At 71.8% G+C, this 18,296-nt stretch carries 17 protein-coding genes; 8 read left to right on the top strand and 9 right to left on the bottom strand.

Annotated features, from left to right (window positions below; all coding sequences use genetic code 11):
* The first annotated feature begins 46 nt into the window (after positions 1-46).
* Together H295_RS0131300 and H295_RS0131295 are read left to right on the top strand one after the other, a co-directional pair.
* On the top strand, positions 47-1,102 hold the full coding sequence (locus H295_RS0131300; RefSeq protein ID WP_020139291.1) for an LLM class F420-dependent oxidoreductase: 1,056 nt from the start codon (positions 47-49) through the stop codon (positions 1,100-1,102).
* Positions 1,103-1,834: 732 nt separating this feature from the next.
* Positions 1,835-2,623, top strand: a complete 789-nt coding sequence (locus H295_RS0131295; protein ID WP_020139290.1) for a hypothetical protein — start codon at positions 1,835-1,837, stop codon at positions 2,621-2,623.
* Between the two features lie 36 nt (positions 2,624-2,659).
* Here H295_RS0131295 and corA read toward each other — a convergent pair whose 3' ends face one another.
* Positions 2,660-3,655 carry a magnesium/cobalt transporter CorA gene (corA, locus tag H295_RS0131290; protein ID WP_020139289.1) on the bottom strand — a complete coding sequence of 332 codons (996 nt, stop codon included), beginning with the start codon at positions 3,653-3,655 and terminating at the stop codon, positions 2,660-2,662.
* A 61-nt stretch (positions 3,656-3,716) separates the two neighbouring features.
* Between corA and H295_RS0131285 the strand changes: the two genes are divergently transcribed.
* The 5 genes from H295_RS0131285 (at position 3,717) to H295_RS0131265 (ending at position 8,304) form a co-directional block, all read left to right on the top strand.
* Complete coding sequence (locus H295_RS0131285; RefSeq protein ID WP_028809915.1) at positions 3,717-4,403, top strand: histidine phosphatase family protein; 687 nt, start codon at positions 3,717-3,719, stop codon at positions 4,401-4,403.
* A 106-nt stretch (positions 4,404-4,509) separates the two neighbouring features.
* Positions 4,510-5,100 carry a DUF3090 domain-containing protein gene (locus H295_RS0131280; RefSeq protein ID WP_020139287.1) on the top strand — a complete coding sequence of 197 codons (591 nt, stop codon included), beginning with the start codon at positions 4,510-4,512 and terminating at the stop codon, positions 5,098-5,100.
* Complete coding sequence (locus tag H295_RS0131275) at positions 5,064-5,876, top strand: SCO1664 family protein (RefSeq protein WP_199788638.1); 813 nt, start codon at positions 5,064-5,066, stop codon at positions 5,874-5,876. The genes H295_RS0131280 and H295_RS0131275 overlap by 37 nt, the downstream gene beginning before the upstream one ends.
* A 101-nt stretch (positions 5,877-5,977) precedes the next feature.
* Positions 5,978-7,207 (top strand): cysteine--1-D-myo-inosityl 2-amino-2-deoxy-alpha-D-glucopyranoside ligase, encoded by a 1,230-nt coding sequence (gene mshC, locus H295_RS0131270; protein WP_020139285.1) that lies wholly within the window; start codon positions 5,978-5,980, stop codon positions 7,205-7,207.
* A 167-nt stretch (positions 7,208-7,374) separates the two neighbouring features.
* Positions 7,375-8,304: an SMP-30/gluconolactonase/LRE family protein gene (locus tag H295_RS0131265; RefSeq protein WP_020139284.1), complete on the top strand. Its 930-nt coding sequence runs from the start codon at positions 7,375-7,377 to the stop codon at positions 8,302-8,304.
* A 47-nt stretch (positions 8,305-8,351) separates the two neighbouring features.
* Here the strand turns inward: H295_RS0131265 and H295_RS43745 are convergent, their stop codons facing one another.
* The 8 genes from H295_RS43745 to H295_RS0131225 form a co-directional block, all read right to left on the bottom strand.
* On the bottom strand, positions 8,352-9,389 hold the full coding sequence (locus H295_RS43745) for a PAC2 family protein (RefSeq protein ID WP_020139283.1): 1,038 nt from the start codon (positions 9,387-9,389) through the stop codon (positions 8,352-8,354).
* Positions 9,390-9,580: 191 nt separating this feature from the next.
* Positions 9,581-10,252 carry a FadR/GntR family transcriptional regulator gene (locus H295_RS0131255; RefSeq protein WP_020139282.1) on the bottom strand — a complete coding sequence of 224 codons (672 nt, stop codon included), beginning with the start codon at positions 10,250-10,252 and terminating at the stop codon, positions 9,581-9,583.
* Positions 10,253-10,320: 68 nt separating this feature from the next.
* Positions 10,321-11,616, bottom strand: a complete 1,296-nt coding sequence (locus H295_RS0131250) for an amidohydrolase (protein WP_020139281.1) — start codon at positions 11,614-11,616, stop codon at positions 10,321-10,323.
* Complete coding sequence (locus tag H295_RS0131245) at positions 11,613-12,389, bottom strand: nucleoside phosphorylase (protein WP_020139280.1); 777 nt, start codon at positions 12,387-12,389, stop codon at positions 11,613-11,615. Before H295_RS0131245 ends, H295_RS0131250 begins: the two co-directional genes overlap by 4 nt.
* Positions 12,386-13,255, bottom strand: coding sequence for an ABC transporter permease (locus tag H295_RS0131240; RefSeq protein WP_020139279.1), 870 nt, complete (start codon positions 13,253-13,255; stop codon positions 12,386-12,388). Before H295_RS0131240 ends, H295_RS0131245 begins: the two co-directional genes overlap by 4 nt.
* Positions 13,255-14,322, bottom strand: a complete 1,068-nt coding sequence (locus H295_RS43740) for an ABC transporter permease (RefSeq protein ID WP_043218261.1) — start codon at positions 14,320-14,322, stop codon at positions 13,255-13,257. The genes H295_RS0131240 and H295_RS43740 overlap by 1 nt, the downstream gene beginning before the upstream one ends.
* 1 nt (position 14,323) lies before the next feature.
* A complete protein-coding gene (locus tag H295_RS0131230; protein WP_020139277.1) occupies positions 14,324-15,865 on the bottom strand; it encodes an ABC transporter ATP-binding protein in 1,542 nt (513 codons plus the stop codon).
* Positions 15,846-16,898, bottom strand: a complete 1,053-nt coding sequence (locus tag H295_RS0131225; protein ID WP_020139276.1) for a BMP family ABC transporter substrate-binding protein — start codon at positions 16,896-16,898, stop codon at positions 15,846-15,848. Before H295_RS0131225 ends, H295_RS0131230 begins: the two co-directional genes overlap by 20 nt.
* Positions 16,899-17,196: 298 nt before the next feature.
* Between H295_RS0131225 and mtnA the strand changes: the two genes are divergently transcribed.
* Positions 17,197-18,228 carry an S-methyl-5-thioribose-1-phosphate isomerase gene (gene mtnA / locus H295_RS0131220; protein ID WP_020139275.1) on the top strand — a complete coding sequence of 344 codons (1,032 nt, stop codon included), beginning with the start codon at positions 17,197-17,199 and terminating at the stop codon, positions 18,226-18,228.
* Positions 18,229-18,296: the final 68 nt, after the last annotated feature.

The raw sequence follows: 18,296 nt of genomic DNA, 5'->3' as shown, positions 1-18,296 counted from the left end.
AGGTCTGCCCACAAGGGACGTTACTGATCGGTAAGGGGAATCGGCCATGCAGCTCGGGATCAACCTCGGCTACTGGGGCGCCGGAATGGACGCGGACAATCTCGCCGTCGCCAAGGAGGCCGACCGCCTCGGGTACGCCGTCTGCTGGGCCGCCGAGGCCTACGGCTCGGACGCGGCCACCGTGCTCACGTGGGTCGCCGCCCAGACCGAGCGCATCGACGTCGGCTCGGCCATCTTCCAGATCCCGGCCCGCCAGCCGGCCATGACCGCGATGACCGCCGCCACCCTCGACTCGCTCTCCGGAGGCCGCTTCCGCCTCGGCCTCGGCGTCTCGGGACCGCAGGTCTCCGAGGGCTGGTACGGCGTCAAGTTCGACAAGCCGCTGGCACGCACGCGTGAGTACGTCGAGATCGTCCGCAAGGCCATGTCGCGTGAGCGCCTGTCCTACGAGGGGCAGCACTGGACGCTGCCGCTGCCCGGCGGCCCGGGCAAGCCGCTCAAGCTGACCGTGCACCCCGAGCGCGAGTACATCCCGCTGTACATCGCCGCGATCGGCCCGAAGAACCTGGAGCAGACCGGCGAGATCGCCGACGGCGCCCTGCTGATCTTCCCCTCCGCGGAGCACCTGGAGGAGACCGCGATCCAGTACCTGCGGGCGGGCCGTGAGAAGGCGGGCAAGACCCTGGAGGGCTTCGACATCGTGCCGACCCTGCCGCTCGCCCTGGGCGAGGACAAGGACGTGACCACGCTCGCCGACACCTTCCGCCCCTACACCGCGCTGTACGTGGGCGGCATGGGCAGCCGCAAGCAGAACTTCTACAACCAGCTCGCCCGGCGCATGGGCTTCGAGGCGGCGGCCACCGAGATCCAGGACAAGTACCTGGCCGGTGACAAGGAGGGCGCTGCGGCGGCGATCCCGCACGACCTGATCGACAAGACGACGCTGCTGGGTTCGGTGGACCGGATCGCGGACCGGATGAAGGAGTACGCGGCGGCCGGAGTCACCACCCTGACCCTCGCCCCCGCCGGCTTCACCCTCGACGAACGCCTCGCCGCACTCCGCGCGGGCACGGAGGCCCTGGAGCGCGCGGGCCTCGCGTAGCGGTACTCCGGCCCCGACCGCGGGCGGGCGCCGGGGTGGTGGACCTCGGTCGCCGTCTGCGGGTGGGCGCCGGGGTGGTGGACCTCGGTCCCTGTCCGCGGGCGGGTGCCAGGGCGCCGTACACCCCGCCCCCCGCCCGCCCCCGACCCCGACACGCTCCGCGCGGTGGCCCCGCCCGCGCACACGGGCTCATCCACAGAGACGCCCGCGTGGCCCCTGGCCCGAGGCAGGCGAGATGGGCGCGTCCTCCGGCGCCGGAAAGATCAGCGTGCACTTGGTCCGGCCCCGGAGAGGCCGGGCGCTCACCTGGTCGGCGCCGGTAAGTCGGCCTGCCCGCCGGGAGCGTCGGCGGGCACCCGCCCCGTCTGCCGCTGACCTCGACACGCACCCGGCCCACCCCGTCAGAGATGTAGGTGCGCGGCCGGCTCGCCCGCCGACGGCGTCACCCCGCACCCCGTCCGACAGCTGGCCACATCACCCCGACCCGGCCCACCCCGCGTACCCGGCCCGACCGCCGGAGGCAACCGGCCGTGGTGGGGGCTCGGGGGTCTTCCCCGCCACGGCCGTCATGTGAACCAACGCGCCCGTGCCCGCGCGGTTACGCCCCTGGGGTGACCCCGCTGGTCCTCCTTTTGGCGGAGTTGTCCGACACAGCTGTTGCGGCACCCTTCACGCCGCATTTGACTCGTTCTTTGCGGATTGCCGCGGAGTTCGGCAGAGAGGTGCCCCACGATGCTTTCGGCCAAGAGTCTGTTCCAGGAGATCCTCGACGACGACGAGTCCTTCCGGCTGTTCTGCTCCATCGCGGCCAGCGGAGAGTCCCAGGGCGGCTGGGAGAACGCCCGCATCGCCGCCCTCGTGCCGCCCGGCGAACGCGACCTCGCCCCCAAGATCACCCGGCACGGGGCGGACGAGGACAAACACGGACGGATCTTCAACGCCCTGATGAAGAAGCGCAGGCTCGAACCCGTTCCGGTCCCCCCGGAGACGGACTACACGATGCTCCTGGAGCGGCACGGCATCGGCCTCGCCCACGACAAGCTCAAGAGCGACGAACCGCTCAGCGTGCAGGACATCGTCACCTACCTCGCGCACAGCAGGGTCACCGAGCAGCGGGCCTCCGAGCAGATGGACCTGCTGCGCAAGCACTTCGCCGACCATCCCGAACTCGGCCGCGCGGTGCGGATGATCTCGGCGGACGAGGACAACCACCTCGCCTACTGCCACGAGGAACTGCTCCGCTTCGCCCGCGCCGGCCACGGTCGTGCCATCCAGCGCACGCTCCGGGAGTGCGCCCTGGCCGAGATCCGCGTCTACCGGGACGTCAGCCTCGCCGTGATGGCCCACATGGGCCGCATCCTCGGCTGGTCGCGCGCGAAGTCCGCCGTGCTCGCCGCGGGCATCCACGCCGTCTACGCCTACGAGCGCGCCGCCGGCTGGCGCCGCATGGTCTCCCTGCGGATGCCGGAACGCCGCGACGCCCTCGGCGGCCCGGCCTCCGCGGCGCCCGAGTTCGCCTGAGGAACCCAGGACGCCGACGGACCGCCGTAGCGGCTCCTACAGCCATCCCCGGCGCTTGAACGTCCGGTACAGCAGCACCTCCAGGACCGCCATCACCACGATGACCGCCGGATACGACCACACCCAGTGCAGCTCCGGCATGTGGTCGAAGTTCATGCCGTAGATCCCCGCGATCATCGTGGGGACCGCGGCCATGGCAGCCCACGCGGAGATCTTCCGCATGTCGTCGTTCTGCCGCACGCTCATCTGCGCGAGATGCGCCGACAGCACGTCCGACACCAGCCGGTCCAGGCCCTCCACGGACTCGTTCACGCGCACGAGATGGTCGTTGACGTCCCGGAAGAAGGGCCGTGCCCGGTCGTTCACGAACGGCACCGTGCCGCCGGACGACCCCACCCCCGCGAGCCTTGTCATCGGCATCGAGAGCGGGACCGTGGCCCGGCGGAACTCCAGGACCTGCCGCTTGAAGGTGTAGATCCGCGACGCGGTGCCCCGGGAACCGCCGCCGTCCGGCGAGAAGACCTCCGCCTCCAGCTCCTCCAGGTCGGTGCCGAGCTCCGTCGACACCTCCAGGTAGTGGTCCACGACGGCGTCGGCGACGGCGTACAGCACCGCGGTGGGTCCCTTGCCGAGCAGCTTCGGCTCCCGCTCCAGACGCTCACGGACGGCCTTCAACGGCGAGCCCACGCCATGACGGACCGTCACCACGAAGGCGTCACCGAGGAAGAGCATCACCTCGCCGGTGGAGACGGCATCGCTGTCCGGCTCGTACACGACCGGCTTGAGAACGACGAACAGCGAGTCGTCGTACACCTCCAGTTTGGGGCGCTGATGAGCTTTGAGGGCGTCCTCCACGGCCAGCGGATGCAGTCCGAACTCCTTGGTGACCAGTTCGAACTCGTTCTCCGACGGCTCGTGCAACCCGATCCACACGAACCCGCCCGCCGATCGCGCCTCGTCCAGCGCGTCCGACAGGTCCTCAGGTCCATCGGTCCGGTGTCCCTCCCGGTAGATGGCACAGTCGACGATCACGGAGGGTATTCTCCCGTCGCTCGAAAGACATGGCATGACGGCGTACGCCTACCCTTGCCGCATGCCCACGTTGATCCTTGTCAGGCACGGACGGTCCACCGCGAACACCGAGGGGCTGCTCGCCGGGTGGACGCCCGGGGTCGCCCTGGACGAGCGCGGCGCCGCACAGGCCGCCGCGCTGCCCGGCCGGCTCGACGGCGTGCCGGTCTCCGAGGTCGTCGTCAGTCCCCTCCAGCGCTGCCAGGAGACGGTCCAGCCACTGCTCGACGCCCGGCCCGGCCTCCCCGTGCACAGCGAGGAGCGCATCGGTGAGTGCCACTACGGCGACTGGTCCGGCCGCAAGCTCGCCGAGCTCATGGACGAGCCCCTCATGGAGGTCGTCCAGGCCCACCCCTCGGCGGCCGCGTTCCCCGGCGGCGAGTCCATGCGGGCGATGCAGACCCGGGCGGCGGAGGCCGTACGGGAGTGGAACGCGCGCGTGGAGCGTGATCACGGCGCCGACGCCGTCTACCTGATGTGCTCGCACGGAGACATCATCAAGTCGCTCGTGGCGGACGCACTCGGGCTTCATCTGGACCTCTTCCAGAGGATCTCCGTCGAACCCTGTTCCCTCACGGTCATCCGCTACACACGACTGCGGCCGTTCCTTGTCCGTCTCGGCGACACCGGTGACTTCGCGTCCCTGATGCCGCGCGAGGAGACGGCCGGAGGCGACGCCCCGGTCGGTGGTGGTGCGGGCGCACCGTGATCGCCGGGCGCAGTAGGGTGAAGCGGTTCACACACGCGCGTTCACGCATGGACGTCCCCACCCGTTCCCGTCGTTCCCGTACTCACGAATCCCATGGAGACAGGACGTGTCCCGTCAGGTGTTCCTCTTTGACCCGCCGGACCGCTTCGTGGCCGGCACGGTCGGACTGCCCGGGCGCCGTACGTTCTTCCTCCAGGCCACGGCCGGCCCCCGAGTGACCAGCGTGGCCCTGGAGAAGACGCAGGTGGCCGCCCTCGCCGAGCGGATGGACGAACTCCTCGACGAGGTCGTGCGCCGCAGCGGCGGCAGCGCCCCCGTGCCGGCCGTGCCGCCCACGGACGTAGCCGACACGGCGCCCCTCGACACCCCCGTCGAGGAGGAGTTCCGGGTCGGCACCATGGCGCTGGCCTGGGACGGCGAGGAACAGCGCATGATCGTCGAGGCGCAGGCCCTCGTCGAGCTGGAGGCCGACTCCGAGGAGGACCTCGCCGAGGCCGAGGAACGGCTCCTCCAGGACGAGGAGAACGGCCCCCCGATGCTGCGGGTCCGGCTCACCGGCGCGCAGGCCAGAGCCTTCGCCAAGCGCGCCCTGGAGGTCGTCAACGCCGGGCGGCCGCCGTGTCCGCTGTGCAGTCTCCCGCTCGACCCGGAAGGACACGTATGTCCGCGCCAGAACGGATACCGCCGCGGAGCGTGACCACGGCAGAGGTGCTCACCCGCGGTGAGCTGACGGTACGCGGGCAGATCCGGGACGCCTCCAACGCGGTGCTCCAGTGCTCCGTCTCGTACGAGGGCCAGGAGGTCCTCTGCGTCTACAAGCCGGTGCGCGGCGAGCGCCCCCTGTGGGACTTCCCCGACGGCACTCTCGCCCAGCGCGAGGTCGCCGCGTACGAGGTGTCCGAGGCGACCGGCTGGGGGCTCGTCCCGCCCACGGTGCTGCGCGACGGGCCCTACGGCGAGGGCATGTGCCAGCTGTGGGTCGAGGGCGCCCCGGGCAGCGAGCTGCTCGCCCTGGTCGACGCCGAGGAGCCCGAGCCGGGCTGGAAGGCCATCGGCTTCGCCGAGGTCGGCGAGGGACGGACCGCACTGCTGGTGCACGCCGACGACGAGCGGCTGCGCCGGCTGGCCGTCCTGGACGCAGTGATCAACAACGCCGACCGCAAGGGTGGCCATCTGCTGCCCGCGGAGGGCGGCCGCCTCTACGGCATCGACCACGGCGTGACCTTCAACGCCGAGAACAAGCTGCGGACCCTGCTGTGGGGCTGGGCGGGGGAGCCCCTGACGGGGGAGGCGGTCGAGGTGCTGAAGGGCCTCAAGGACGCCCTCGCGGGACAGCTCGCCGCCCGGCTGGCCGGCCTGATCACCCCCGCCGAACTGGACGCCACGCGCGCGCGTGTCGACGCGCTGCTGGAGACCGGGAGGCACCCCGAGCCGAGCGGAGAGTGGCCCGCCATTCCCTGGCCGCCCGTCTAGCGGCACACTGCACACGGGGCCGTACCGCGCAAGAAGGCCTTACCGGCCATCCGGCCCGGTCCGGTTCGTATACGGAACATCCGTCCGGTTAGGCTCATGACATGCATGCCTGGCCCGCTTCCGAGGTCCCCGCCCTGCCTGGTCAGGGCCGCGACCTGAGGATCCACGACACCGCGACCGGTGGCTTGGTCTCCCTTGACCCCGGTCCCGTCGCCCGTCTCTACGTCTGCGGCATCACGCCGTACGACGCCACCCACATGGGGCACGCGGCGACCTACAACGCGTTCGACCTCGTGCAGCGCGTGTGGCTCGACACCAAGCGCCAGGTTCACTACGTCCAGAACGTCACCGACATCGACGACCCGCTCCTGGAGCGGGCCGAGCGGGACAGCGTCGACTGGGCCGCCCTCGCCGAGAAGGAGACGGCTCTCTTCCGCGAGGACATGACCGCCCTGCGCATGCTGCCCCCGCGGCACTACATCGGCGCGGTCGAGGCGATACCCGGGATCGTCCCGCTCGTCGAGCGCCTGCGGGACGCCGGTGCCGCCTACGAACTCGACGGGGACACCTACTTCTCCGTCGAGTCCGACCCGAACTTCGGCAAGGTCTCGAACCTCGACGCGGCGGCGATGCGCCTGCTGTCCGCCGAGCGCGGCGGCGACCCGGACCGGCCGGGCAAGAAGAACCCCCTCGACCCGATGCTGTGGATGGCCGCCCGTGACGGCGAGCCCAGCTGGGACGGCGGCTCCCTGGGCCGCGGGCGCCCCGGCTGGCACATCGAGTGCGTCGCCATCGCCCTCGACCACCTCGGCATGACCTTCGACGTCCAGGGCGGCGGCTCCGACCTCGCCTTCCCGCACCACGAGATGGGCGCTTCCCACGCCCAGGTGCTCACCGGCGAGTTCCCCATGGCCAAGGCGTACGTCCACGCCGGCATGGTCGCCCTGGACGGCGAGAAGATGTCCAAGTCCAAGGGCAACCTGGTCTTCGTGTCGCAGCTGCGGCGCGAGGGCGTCGACCCCGCCGCCATCCGACTGGCGCTGCTCGCCCACCACTACCGCGCCGACTGGGAGTGGACCGACCAGGTCCTTGAGGACGCCGTGGACCGGCTCGGGCGCTGGCGTGCCGCCGTCTCCCGGCCCGACGGACCGTCCGCCGAGGCGCTCGTCGAGGAGATCCGCGAGGCCCTCTCGAACGACCTGGACGCCCCCGCCGCGCTCCTCGCCGTCGACCGCTGGGCCGCCGTGCAGCAGGAGCAGGGCGGCACCGACGCGGGCGCGCCCGGTGTGGTGACACGTGCGGTGGACGCCCTCCTGGGCGTGGCCCTCTAGAAGCAACTGGACGGAGGGGCGCTCCCGCCGCGGGGGCGCCCCGCCACCTGTCGGATCCCTACCAGAAACGCGGGATCACTGTGGAGGCGGCCGCCATGTGATGGGGTGGGAGCTTCGCTCACCCGTTCGGCCGGCCCCGCGCCGGCCCCCTTGCGGAAGGACGCACCGTGGTGCCCGCAGACCGTTCCTTCGCACGTCGCACACTCCTGACCACGACCGCCGCGCTGACCGGTACGGCCCTGCTCGGCGGCACCGCACAGGCCGCCGGCACCCGGCACGCCCCGTGGCCCGCGCAGTTCCCCCTCCCCGACGGCTTCCAGCCCGAGGGCATCACCATCGGCTCGAAGCCGTACGCCTACTTCGGATCTCTCGCGAACGGCGACGTCTACCGGGCGAGCCTGGCCACCGGCCGTGGCTCGGTCGTCGTGAAGGGCTCCGGCCGCCCCACCGTGGGCCTCAAGATCGACCGGCACGGCACGCTCTTCCTCGCCGGCGGCGACAGCGCCGAGATCCGGGTCGCCGACGCCCGCACCGGCGAGACCGAGCAGGTGCACGCCACCGGCGGCACCTTCGTGAACGACGTGATCCTCACCCCGGGCGCCGCCTGGTTCACCGACTCCTTCAAGCCGGTGCTCTACCGGCTGGCCAAGGGCGCGGTGGAGACCGTACCGCTGACCGGCGACTGGCAGCAGGGGCCCGACTTCACCGCCAACGGCATCGAGCGCACGCCCGACGGCCGCGCGCTGCTGCTGGTGAACGCCTTCGCGAACGGCGGCGGCCTCATGCGGGTCGACCCGCGCACCGGCGCCGCCCGCGCGGTCGACCTGGGCGGCGCCAAACTCCCCAACGGAGACGGCCTGTTGCTGCTCGGCCGGATCCTCTACGCCGTCCAGCAGCAGCAGAACGCGATCGACGTGTTCCGGCTGAACGACTCCGGCACCCGGGGCACCGTCGTCACCCGCATCACCGACCCGCGCTTCCGCATCCCGACCACGGTCGCCGCCTGGGGCAGCCGCCTGTATCTGCCCAACGCGCGCTTCGACACGGAGCCGACGCCGACCACCGAGTACGACGTGGTGGCGGTGGACCAGGTCTGACACGGCCAAGGGCGGTGCGCGGCATTCCGCGCACCGCCCTCACCGGATCAGCCCTGCGACGGCGAGTCCCCGTCGTCCGGCTCGGCCCCCGCGTCGGTGTCCCGGTCGGCCTCAGCCCCGGTCTCCGTCTCCGTCTCCGGCTTCGGCGGCTTGGGCGGCCTCGTGCGGCCGGGGCTGTCCCGCAGATAGGCCGTGCTGTCACTGCCGTCCGCGGTCGCGTGCCCGCCCGGCTGACCCGGCTGGCCGCCGTCCCGGCGCCGCAGATACCGCTCGAACTCCCGGGCGATCGCCTCGCCCGAGGCCTCCGGCAGCTCCGCGGTGTCCCGGGCCTCCTCCAGCGTCTGGACGTACTCGGCGACCTCGCTGTCCTCGGCGGCCAGCTGGTCCACGCCCACCTGCCAGGCGCGCGCGTCCTCGGCCAGCTCGCCCAGCGGGATCCGTACGTCGATCAGGTCCTCCAGACGGTTCAGGAGGGCCAGCGTCGCCTTCGGGTTCGGCGGCTGCGAGACGTAGTGCGGTACGGCGGCCCACAGGGACACCGCGGGCACGCCCGCGTGGGTGCAGGCCTCCTGGAGGATCCCGACGATGCCCGTGGGGCCCTCGTACTTGGTCTCCTCCAGGTCCATCCGCTGGGCCAGGTCCGGATCGGACGTGGTCCCGCTGATCGGCACCGGACGGGTGTGCGGGGTGTCGCCGAGCAGCGCGCCCAGGATCACCACCAGCTCCACGCCGAGTTCGTGGGCGAAGCCCAGCAACTCGTTGCAGAACGACCGCCACCGCATCGAGGGTTCGATACCTCGGACCAGTACGAGATCGCGCGGCTTCTCACCGCCGACACGGACCACGGACAACCTTGTCGTCGGCCACGTGATCTTGCGCACTCCGCCGTCCAGCCACACCGTGGGGCGGTTCACCTGGAAGTCGTAGTAGTCCTCGGCGTCGAGCGCCGCGAACACTTCGCCCTTCCACTCCCTGTCCAGATGCGCGACCGCGGTGGAGGCGGCGTCGCCGGCGTCGTTCCAGCCCTCGAACGCGGCCACCATGACCGGGTCGATCAGCTCGGGAACCCCCTCGAGCTCGATCACCCAGCGCCTCCTTCCGACGTGCCCTCGCTTAACGCACCAACCTTACGGCGTCGGGCGGGGGCGCCCGCAGCCCCCTTGCACGGGGGAGTGAACGGATCACTGCCCCGTCCGCCACCCCGGGACACCCCCCGTTCCGGTGCTGATCGGCGGCTTCACACAGGCTTCTCACAGAGCGGCCTCACACCGGCTTCTCACAGAGAGGAGCGCAACCACTGCTCCACGCTCGCGATGTGCACCGTCGCCCAGGAGCGGGCCGCCTCGGTGTCCCGGTCGCGCAGGGCCGCGAGGATCGCCCGGTGCTCGTGCAGGGTGCGGCTGACCGCGTCCTCCTGGGTCAGCCCGCGCCAGATCCGCGCCCGGGTGGTGGGCCCGGACAGCCCGTCCATGAGCGAGCAGAGCACGGAGTTGCCGGAGCTCTGCACGATCCCGCGGTGGAAGTCGAGGTCGGAGGCGACCAGCTCCTCCACCGACGGGCTGTCGCCGAGCTTGTCCAACTGGGCGCCCAGTGCGTCCAGTTGCTGCTCGCTGATCCGGGAGGCGGCCATCGCCGTGGCGGCCGGCTCCAGGATGCGCCGCACGGCCAGGAACTCCAGGACCGTGTCGTCGCGGTGGAAGTCCACGACGAAGCTCAGCGCCTCCAGCAGGAGTTGCGGATCCAGGCTGGTCACATAGGTTCCGTCGCCCTGCCGGACGTCCAGGATCCGGATGAGCGACAGCGCACGGACCGCCTCGCGCAGCGAGTTGCGGGACAGCCCCAGGTCGGCGGCGAGTTCGCTCTCCTTCGGGAGCCGGTCGCCGGGGCGCAGCGCGCCGGAGACGATCATGTCCTTGATCTTCTCGATCGCCTCGTCGGTGACAGCCATGACAGGCCCCCTTCTCCGCCCCGCACTGTGCTGAGACGTCCGATGTCTCAGCACATTATGCGGCCTGCTCAGACGAGCACCTCCAGATCCGCGATCACGGTCCGCTCGTCCAGCGTGCGCAGCTCACGGTCCCGCATCAGCACCCGCCCGTCCACGACGGTGTCCCGCACGTCGGCCGAGTGCGCCGCGTACGCCAGCGTCGACCACGGGTCGTGCAGCGGCCGCAGATGCGGGGCGTCCAGGTCAAGCACGATCAGGTCGGCGCGTTTGCCGGCCTCGAGGGACCCCAGATGCTCCGCGAGACCCAGCGCCCGCGCGCCCTCGATCGTCGCCATGCGTACGGCCTGCTCGGCACCGACCGCCGTCGGGTCGCCGTCCGCCTTGTGCACCAGCGCCGCCTGCCGTACGGCCCCGAGCACGTCGAGCGAGTTGGAGCTGACGGCCCCGTCCGTGCCCAGCCCGACGGTCACCCCGGCGCTCAGCAGCCGGGGCACCGGCGCGATCCCGCAGCCCAGCTTCAGGTTCGAGACCGGACAGTGGGCGACCGAGGTACCGGTACGGGCCAGCGCCGCGATCTCCGGGCCGGTGAGGTCGACGGTGTGGGCAAGCAGCAGGTCCGGGCCGAGGACACCCAGCGAGTCCAGCAGCTCGACGGGCCGTTTGCCGTACCGCACCTCGACGGTGGCGACCTCGGTGGCGTTCTCCGCCGCGTGGATGTGCAGCAGCGCCCCGAACTCCCGGGCAAGGGCGGCGATCTCGCTGAGTTGGTCCGGCGAGAGCGTGTAGGCGGAGTGCGCGAAGACGACGGGACGGCGGCCGGGCCGTGCCGCGCCGCGTGCCTCCAGGTCCCGCCGGGCCCACCCGAGCCGCTCCTCGTACGTGCGGCCGTCCGGCGGCTCCGGCACGTCCATGAAGGTGGGGCCGGAGTGCAGCCGCCAGCCCGCCTCCCGGGCGACCCGCTCGGCCGCCTCGTGGAACCAGTACATGTCGAGCGCGGAGGTCACCCCGGCCCGCACGCTCTCGGCGATCGCCAGCCGCACGGCCGCCGCCACGTTCTTCGGCGCGAGCAGCTCGGCCTCCGCGGGCAGCACCCGCTCCAGGAACCCCTGGAGGGTCACGTCGTCGGCGCGGCCGCGCAGCAAGGTCATCGCCAGGTGGGTGTGCGTGTTCACAAGCCCCGGCAGGACGAGACAGCCACCCGCGTCGATGGACTCGTCGGCTGTGAACCGGGTACACAGCTCTTCCGCCCGACCGACGGCCACTATCTCGCCCTCGTGCACGGCGACGGCACCGTTGTGAACCACGGTCCCCTGCTCGTCGACCGTCAGGACGGCACCGCCGTGCACCAACAGGTCGACGGTCACAGCGCGTTCCCCTCCTGGCTGTCCTCCGCGAGGAGCCGCAGCGCCTCCAGCGAGACCACCGCGCCCCGTTCCACACCGGCCGCGACGACCTCGCGGTGCGGGTCGTAGACGCTGGTGCCCTCGTCGTCGACCAGCTCGTCCGCGTTCGCCCCGTCGACCACCAGCACACCGCCCGCGACCAGACCCCGCAGCGAGGCCGTCACCAGCAGGGCCGACAGCTCCATCTCGATCGCCGCGAGCCCGGCGCCGTCGTAGGAGAAGAGCGGGAGGAGGCCGGGCTGGAAGGCGGCCCGGGTCCAGACGATGCCCCGGTGGTGCGGGGCGCCCGTGGCGCGGGCCGCCCGCTGGAGCGCGAGGACCGCCTCGGGTGCCGAGACCGCCGGGTACTCGGGCGGCAGCAGCTGCTGGGTCACGCCGTCGTCCCGTACGGCCGCCTCCGCGATGACGAGGTCGCCGTCGCCGATGCCGGGCTTCATCGCGCCCGCCGTGCCGAACCGCAGGATGGTGCGGACTCCCGCGTCCGCCAGCTCCTGGAACAGCAGAACGGCGCCGGGGCCGCCCACGCCGTGCGAGGCGACGGTGACCGGCACGCCCTTCCAACTGCCGCTGAACACACGGTATTCGCGGTGGTACGACACCTCCACGGCCCCGTCGAGCAGCGCGGCGACGGCGGCCGCGCGGGCCGGGTCGCCGACCACGACCGCGTGGGCCGGCAGCCCGGTGCGGGGTATGCGGGTGACGGGCAGCAGGTCCAGAGGCTGTTCGTGGGTCATGAGGCGGCTCCGGAGGGAGAAGGAGTACGGCGACGGCGGCGGGCCGTCGTGAGGAACAGGGCGCCGAGCGTGACGACGTAGGGCGCGGCGTCGGTCGCCTGCTGGGGCAGGCCGAGGCCCTGGAGGCGGAAGCCGGCCGCCTCGGCGAGCCCGAAGAGCAGTGCGGCGAGCAGCACGCCGACCGGGGCCGCGCGGCCGAGCATGACCGCGACGACGGCGATCCAGCCGCGGCCCGCCGTCATGTTCTCGGTGAACAAGGTGACGTTGCCGAGGGCGAGTTGGGCCCCGGCGAGCCCGCAGAGGACTCCGGAGAGGAGAACGGCCGCGTACTTGTACCTCGCCGGACTCACCCCCAGCGTCGCCGCCGCGTCCGGTGCCTCCCCGACCCCGCGCAGCCTGAGCCCCCACACGTGCCGCGACAGCAGGACCGCGGCCACGGCGACCGCCGCCCACGACAGATAGGTGAGCGGGGTGAAGCCACCGACCAGCGGCAGTCCGGCCAGTGACGGATCGTCGAAAGTGCCCTGCACACCGAAGACGGTACGCAGCAGGAAGCCGGTCAGGCCGACGGCCAGGAGATTCATGGCCACGCCCAGCACCACCGCGTCCCCGCGCAGCGTCACCGCGCCGACCGCCAGGACCAGCGAGTACGCGGCGGCGGCGAGGGCCGCGGCCAGGACGCCGAGCCAGGCGCTGCCGGTGAACCAGCTGGTGGCGACCGACGTGAAACAGCCCATCAGCATCATGCCTTCGAGGCCGATGTTGAACACGCCCGCCCGTTCGCAGATCGCGCCGCCGAGGGCGGCCAGCAGGATCGGGGTGAGGGCGCGCAGCGCGGACATGAGCAGATCGGAGTCGAAGAACATCACACCGCCTCCTCGGGCTGGTGGCGGTCGGGACTCTCGCGGCGGGTGAACCACCGTCCGGGGAACCGCAGTCGGGCCGCGAGGAACACGATCACGATCGCCTGGAGCACCTGTGTCAGCTCCCGCGGGACCTCTGTCGTCCGCTCCATCGCGAGCCCGCCGACCTGGAGGACGGCGAAGAAGAACGACGAGATCACCGTGCCGATCGGGGCGGCCGTCGCGAGCAGCGCCGCGGTGAGTCCCGTCCAGGTGTAGCCGGGCGCGGTGAGCGAGCCGTCGACGAAGCGGTACGGGAAGCTCAACACCCCGATCGCGCCCACGAGTCCGGCGAGCGCACCCGAGACCGACATCAACTTCAGCGTCAGGCCCCGGCGTTCGACACCGGCGTACGCGGCGAAACGGGCGTTGAGGCCGGTCATGCGGATCTCGTACCCGAAGGCGGTCCGCTGGTCGGTGAACCAGTACGCGGCGGCGGCGAGGACGACGAGCAGCAGCCCGATCGTCACCGTCGAGTCCCCGAACGCGGGCAGCGCCACCCCGTCGGGCATGGCCCGGGTCTGCGGCAGGCTGGACCCGGGCTCCTTGAGCGGATAGCGGGCCAGGTAGGAGGCGAGCGAGACCGCCGGATAGCTCAGCAGCAGACTGCTGACCAGGAGCGGGACGCCGAGGTGGTTCTCGCACAGGGCGGCAAGCGCGGCGTAGGCGGCGCCCACCGCCATCCCGGCGAGCAGGGCGAGGACGACCGTCAGGGGCGCGGGCAGCGGCGAGTACAGGCCGGTGACGGCGGCGGTGATCCCGCCGAGCACCATCTGCCCGTCGCCGCCGAGGTTGATCAGCCCGGCGCGCAGCGGGATCGCCAGCGCGAGCGCCATGCCGAGCACGCTCGTGCCGGTGGAGAGCGTGGAGCCGATGCCGTCCGCGCCCAACGAGCCGGTCAGCACGGCCTCGTACGCCGTGATCGGGTCCGCGCCGGTTCCCACGAGGAAGAGCGCGCCGATGAGGACGCCCGCGAGCACGGAGAAGGTGACGGGGGAGCGCAGGGCTCCTGCTATGCGTTCTGTGGTCATGTCAGTCGGCGGCTTCCACTCGCTCGCTCGTGCCGCCCGCCATCGCGAGCCCCAAGGTCCGTTCGTCCGCCGCGGACTTGTCGTACGACGCGGTGATCCGGCCCTCGTACATCACGAGGACCCGGTCGGCGAGCCCCCGGATCTCGCTCAGTTCGGCCGAGACGAGCAGGACGGCGTGACCGGCGTCGCGGTAGGCGATCAGCTGGTCGTGGATGTTCTGGATCGCGCCGATGTCGACCCCGCGCGTGGGCTGCTCCACCAGCAACAGCGGAGCGTCATGGGCGAGTTCGCGGCCGATCAGCAGCTTCTGGAGGTTGCCGCCGGAGAGGGCACTCGCGGGCACCTCGGGAGCGGACGCCTTGATGCCGAACCGCTTGACCAGTCGTCGCGCGTGCGCCCGCACGGACGCCGGCGGCAGCAGCCCGCGGTGCGACAGGGACGTACGGTGGTGTCCCATCGCGAGGTTGTCGGCGACGGACGCGGCCGGGGCCGTACCGACGGCGTGCCGGTCCTCGGGGACGTATGCCAGGCCCTTGAGGCGGCGTTCCGTGGCGGAGGCGTGGGTGAGGTCCTCGCCCCGCAGGGTCACCCGCCCGCCCGTCACCGGTCGCAGCCCGGCCAGCGCCTCGACGAGCTCGCTCTGTCCGTTGCCCGCGACGCCCGCGATGCCGACGATCTCGCCCGCGCGGACGGTGAGTTCGGCCCCCTGCACGCCAGAAGTCGCCAGCGCGGACACCTCCAGCACCACCTCGCCCGGTGTCCCGGCGGCGTGGATCCGGTCCAGCTCGACCGCGCGGCCGGTCATCGCGGCGGCGATCTCGTCGGCGGACGTCTCCGCGGTGACCAGCCGGGCCACGACCCGGCCGTCCCGCAGCACGGTCACCCGGTCGCTGCCCTCCAGCACCTCGCGCAGCTTGTGCGTGACGAGGATGACCGTACGGCCCTGCTGGGCCAGGGACTTGAGCACGGTGAACAGCGCGTCGGCCTCGGAGGGCGTGAGCACCGCGGTCGGCTCGTCGAGAATCAGGGTGCGGGCGCCGCGGTGCAGCAGCTTGAGGATCTCCACCCGCTGGCGCAGGCCGACGGGAAGGTCGCCCACGCGCGCGTCCGGGTCCACGGCCAGGCCGTGCTCCTCGGCCAGCGCACGCACCCGGCGGCGGGCCGCGGCCCGGTCCACCAGGCCGAAGCGGCGCGGCTCGGCGGCGTAGACGACGTTCTCGGAGACCGTCAGCGAGTCGAACAGCTTGAAGCTCTGGTGGACCATGCCGAGCCCGGCAGCCATCGCGTCGGACGGGCTGCCGAAGGTGACGTCCCGCCTGTCGATACGGATGGTCCCGGAATCCGGGACCTCCATGCCGTACAGCACCGACATGAGCGTGGACTTGCCCGCGCCGTTCTCGCCCATCAGGGCGTGGATCTCGCCCCGGCGGACGGTCAGGTCGACGGAGTCGTTGGCGAGCGTGCCGGGGAACCGCTTGGTGATTCCCCGGAGCTCGACGGCGACGTCCGCCGACCCGGTGGGTTCAGCTCGCTGCGGGGTCATCGACCGTCAGCTTCCCGGCGACGATCTGGTCGCGCAGTGCCTTCACCTTGGCGAGGACGTCCTTGTGGTCGGCGATCACGCACTTCGAGGAGTCGACGCCCGCCTCCAGGCCGGTGAGGCTGATGCCGCCCTCCTTGAGGCCGTACGACACGGTCGCGCCCGTCTTGCCTGCCAGGACCGACTCGATGCCCTTCTCGACGGCGACGTCCGTGCGCTTGACCACGTTGTCGACGACCGTGCCGGGCGCCGAGGGGCACTGGTTGACGTCGACGCCGTACGCGAACGCGCCCTTGGCCTTCGCGGCCTCGAAGACGCCGTAGTTGCCGGCCGCCGCGGCCGCCATGAGCTGGTCGTAGCCCTGGGAGAGCAAGGTGTTCGCCTGCTCCTTGGCGCGGGCCGAGTCGTCGAAGGGGGACTGGCCGCCGACGAAGCGGGTGCCGGTGGCGGTCTTCGGCGCGACTTCCTTGGCGCCGGCCGCGAACGGATCGCTGTAGCGGCGGAACTGGGGCGTGTCGAGGACGTCGACCGCGCCGACCTTGCCCGACTTGCTGAGCAGGCCCGCCTCCGCGCCCGCGAGGTAGACGCCCTCGTGCTCACGGAAGACCGCGCAGCTGACGTTCTTGAACGACTTCGTCGTGCAGGCGTCGATGATCAGGAACTGCTGCTCGGGGTTCTTCCGGGCCTGCTGGGCGACGAGATCGGCGAACTCGAAGCCGACCAGCACGATGACGTCCGGCTTGGCGTCCACCGCGGCCTGCACGTTCTGCTGCTGGGAGGCGGTGTCCGTGGACTCGTAGACCTTCTGCGTGCCGTCGTGCTGCTTCGCCGCGTCCTGGACACCGGTGACGGCGAGCTTCAGGAACTCGTTCTGCCCCACGGAGTCCGGCGTGACCAGGGTGAACGACGGGCCGCTGCCTCCGCTCGCGCTGCCGGCGGCGTCGTTCTTGGCGGCCGCGTTGCAGGCCGTGGCGGCGGTGACCAGGAGGGCGGTGGCGGCGGCGACCTGGAGGGTGCGGCGGTTTCTGCGGAACATCGGGGGCCTTCCGGGGGAACGGCGAGAACCACGCTCGGCGGTGAGCGGGTGAGGGAGAGAGAGCGGTGCGACGGGCGGTGGGGGAGGCTCAGCGTCGACAGCCGTCGCCGGCACACCGGCCGAAGTCGAGGAAACGGCGCTTGGTCAGCATCACGGGCTTCCTCCTTCGTCTCGGTCTGCGGACTGGGTGCTGGACTGTAACACCCGTTTCCAGACAGGTGCTCGATTGTCTCGAACTATGGTTCGCGCAGGTCATGTACGGTGGCGAGAGCCACCGGAACATCAGGAGTGTCCCGAAATGCCCCAGGAACTGCGCGCTGTCGAATGGACCGGATCCGGTCTCGCGCTCATAGACCAGACGCTGCTGCCGCAACGCGCCGAGTCGATGAATGTCCACGATGTGGACACCCTGGTCGACGCGATCCAGCGCCTCGTGGTGCGGGGCGCACCCGCGATCGGCGCGGCGGGCGGCTACGGAGTCGCGCTCGCCCTCATCGAGGGAGAGCGCAAGGGGTGGTCGGAGGCCGAGGTGCGGGCCGCCGTCGCCCGGATCCGTGAGGCCCGGCCCACCGCGGTCAACCTCATGGTCTGCGTGGACCGGGTCATGACCCGCTTCGAGGAGGGCCTCGACGCGGTACTGGAGGAGGCCGCCGCCGTCCAGCGCGAGGATGTCGCCGCGAACCGCGCGATGGGCACCTTCGGCGCCGACTGGCTGCTCGAACGGGTCGGCGGGGACCGGCCGTTGCGGATCCTCACCCACTGCAACACGGGAGCGCTGGCCACCGCGGGCTGGGGCACGGCCCTGGGTGTCGTCCGCGAACTCCACGCGCGCGGGCGCCTGGAGGTCGTCTACGCCGACGAGACGCGCCCCCTGCTCCAGGGATCCCGGCTCACCGCCTGGGAGTTGGTCCAAGAGGGCATCCCGCACTACGTCCAGGCGGACGGGGCCGCCGCGGGCACGATCCTGCGCGGTGAGGTCGACGCGGCGATCGTCGGAGCGGACCGCATCGCGGCGAACGGCGACACGGCGAACAAGGTGGGCACCGTGGGCGTGGCCCTCGCCTGCGCCGACGCGGGCATCCCCTTCCTGGTGGCGGCTCCGACCACCACGGTCGACCTCGCCACCGGGACCGGCGACGACATCCACATCGAACTCCGCGCCGAGTCGGAGGTGTTGGAGTGGGCGGGCATCCGGACGGCGCCGGCGGAGTCGCGCGGCCACAACCCGGCCTTCGACGTGACACCGGGCCGGCTGGTCACGGGGCTGGTGACCGAGCGGGGCGTGCTGGAGGTCTCGGCGGGTGAACTGCCGGGCGACCGGCTGAAGTAGACACACACAGCAGAGCTGAAGCAGACGCACACGCGAGAGGGGATCCCCGGCCCGGGGATCCCCTCTCG

Source organism: Streptomyces sp. 351MFTsu5.1 (assembly GCF_000383655.1).
Taxonomy (GTDB): domain Bacteria; phylum Actinomycetota; class Actinomycetes; order Streptomycetales; family Streptomycetaceae; genus Streptomyces; species Streptomyces griseorubiginosus.
The sequence above is the reverse complement of the archived record's forward strand: the minus strand, read 5'-3'. Positions and strand labels throughout refer to the sequence as shown.

What these genes read in the sequence shown, in the direction of transcription:
- H295_RS0131230 (WP_020139277.1), bottom strand. Translation starts at nt 15,865, where the DNA reads ATGACCCCGCAGCGAGCTGAACCCACCGGGTCGGCGGACGTCGCCGTC.
- H295_RS0131295 (WP_020139290.1), top strand. Translation starts at nt 1,835, where the DNA reads ATGCTTTCGGCCAAGAGTCTGTTCCAGGAGATCCTCGACGACGACGAG.
- H295_RS0131275 (WP_199788638.1), top strand. Translation starts at nt 5,064, where the DNA reads ATGTCCGCGCCAGAACGGATACCGCCGCGGAGCGTGACCACGGCAGAG.
- H295_RS0131255 (WP_020139282.1), bottom strand. Translation starts at nt 10,252, where the DNA reads ATGGCTGTCACCGACGAGGCGATCGAGAAGATCAAGGACATGATCGTC.
- H295_RS0131300 (WP_020139291.1), top strand. Translation starts at nt 47, where the DNA reads ATGCAGCTCGGGATCAACCTCGGCTACTGGGGCGCCGGAATGGACGCG.
- H295_RS0131225 (WP_020139276.1), bottom strand. Translation starts at nt 16,898, where the DNA reads ATGTTCCGCAGAAACCGCCGCACCCTCCAGGTCGCCGCCGCCACCGCC.
- H295_RS43740 (WP_043218261.1), bottom strand. Translation starts at nt 14,322, where the DNA reads ATGACCACAGAACGCATAGCAGGAGCCCTGCGCTCCCCCGTCACCTTC.
- mtnA (WP_020139275.1), top strand. Translation starts at nt 17,197, where the DNA reads ATGCCCCAGGAACTGCGCGCTGTCGAATGGACCGGATCCGGTCTCGCG.
- H295_RS0131285 (WP_028809915.1), top strand. Translation starts at nt 3,717, where the DNA reads ATGCCCACGTTGATCCTTGTCAGGCACGGACGGTCCACCGCGAACACC.
- mshC (WP_020139285.1), top strand. Translation starts at nt 5,978, where the DNA reads ATGCATGCCTGGCCCGCTTCCGAGGTCCCCGCCCTGCCTGGTCAGGGC.
- H295_RS0131240 (WP_020139279.1), bottom strand. Translation starts at nt 13,255, where the DNA reads ATGTTCTTCGACTCCGATCTGCTCATGTCCGCGCTGCGCGCCCTCACC.
- H295_RS0131245 (WP_020139280.1), bottom strand. Translation starts at nt 12,389, where the DNA reads ATGACCCACGAACAGCCTCTGGACCTGCTGCCCGTCACCCGCATACCC.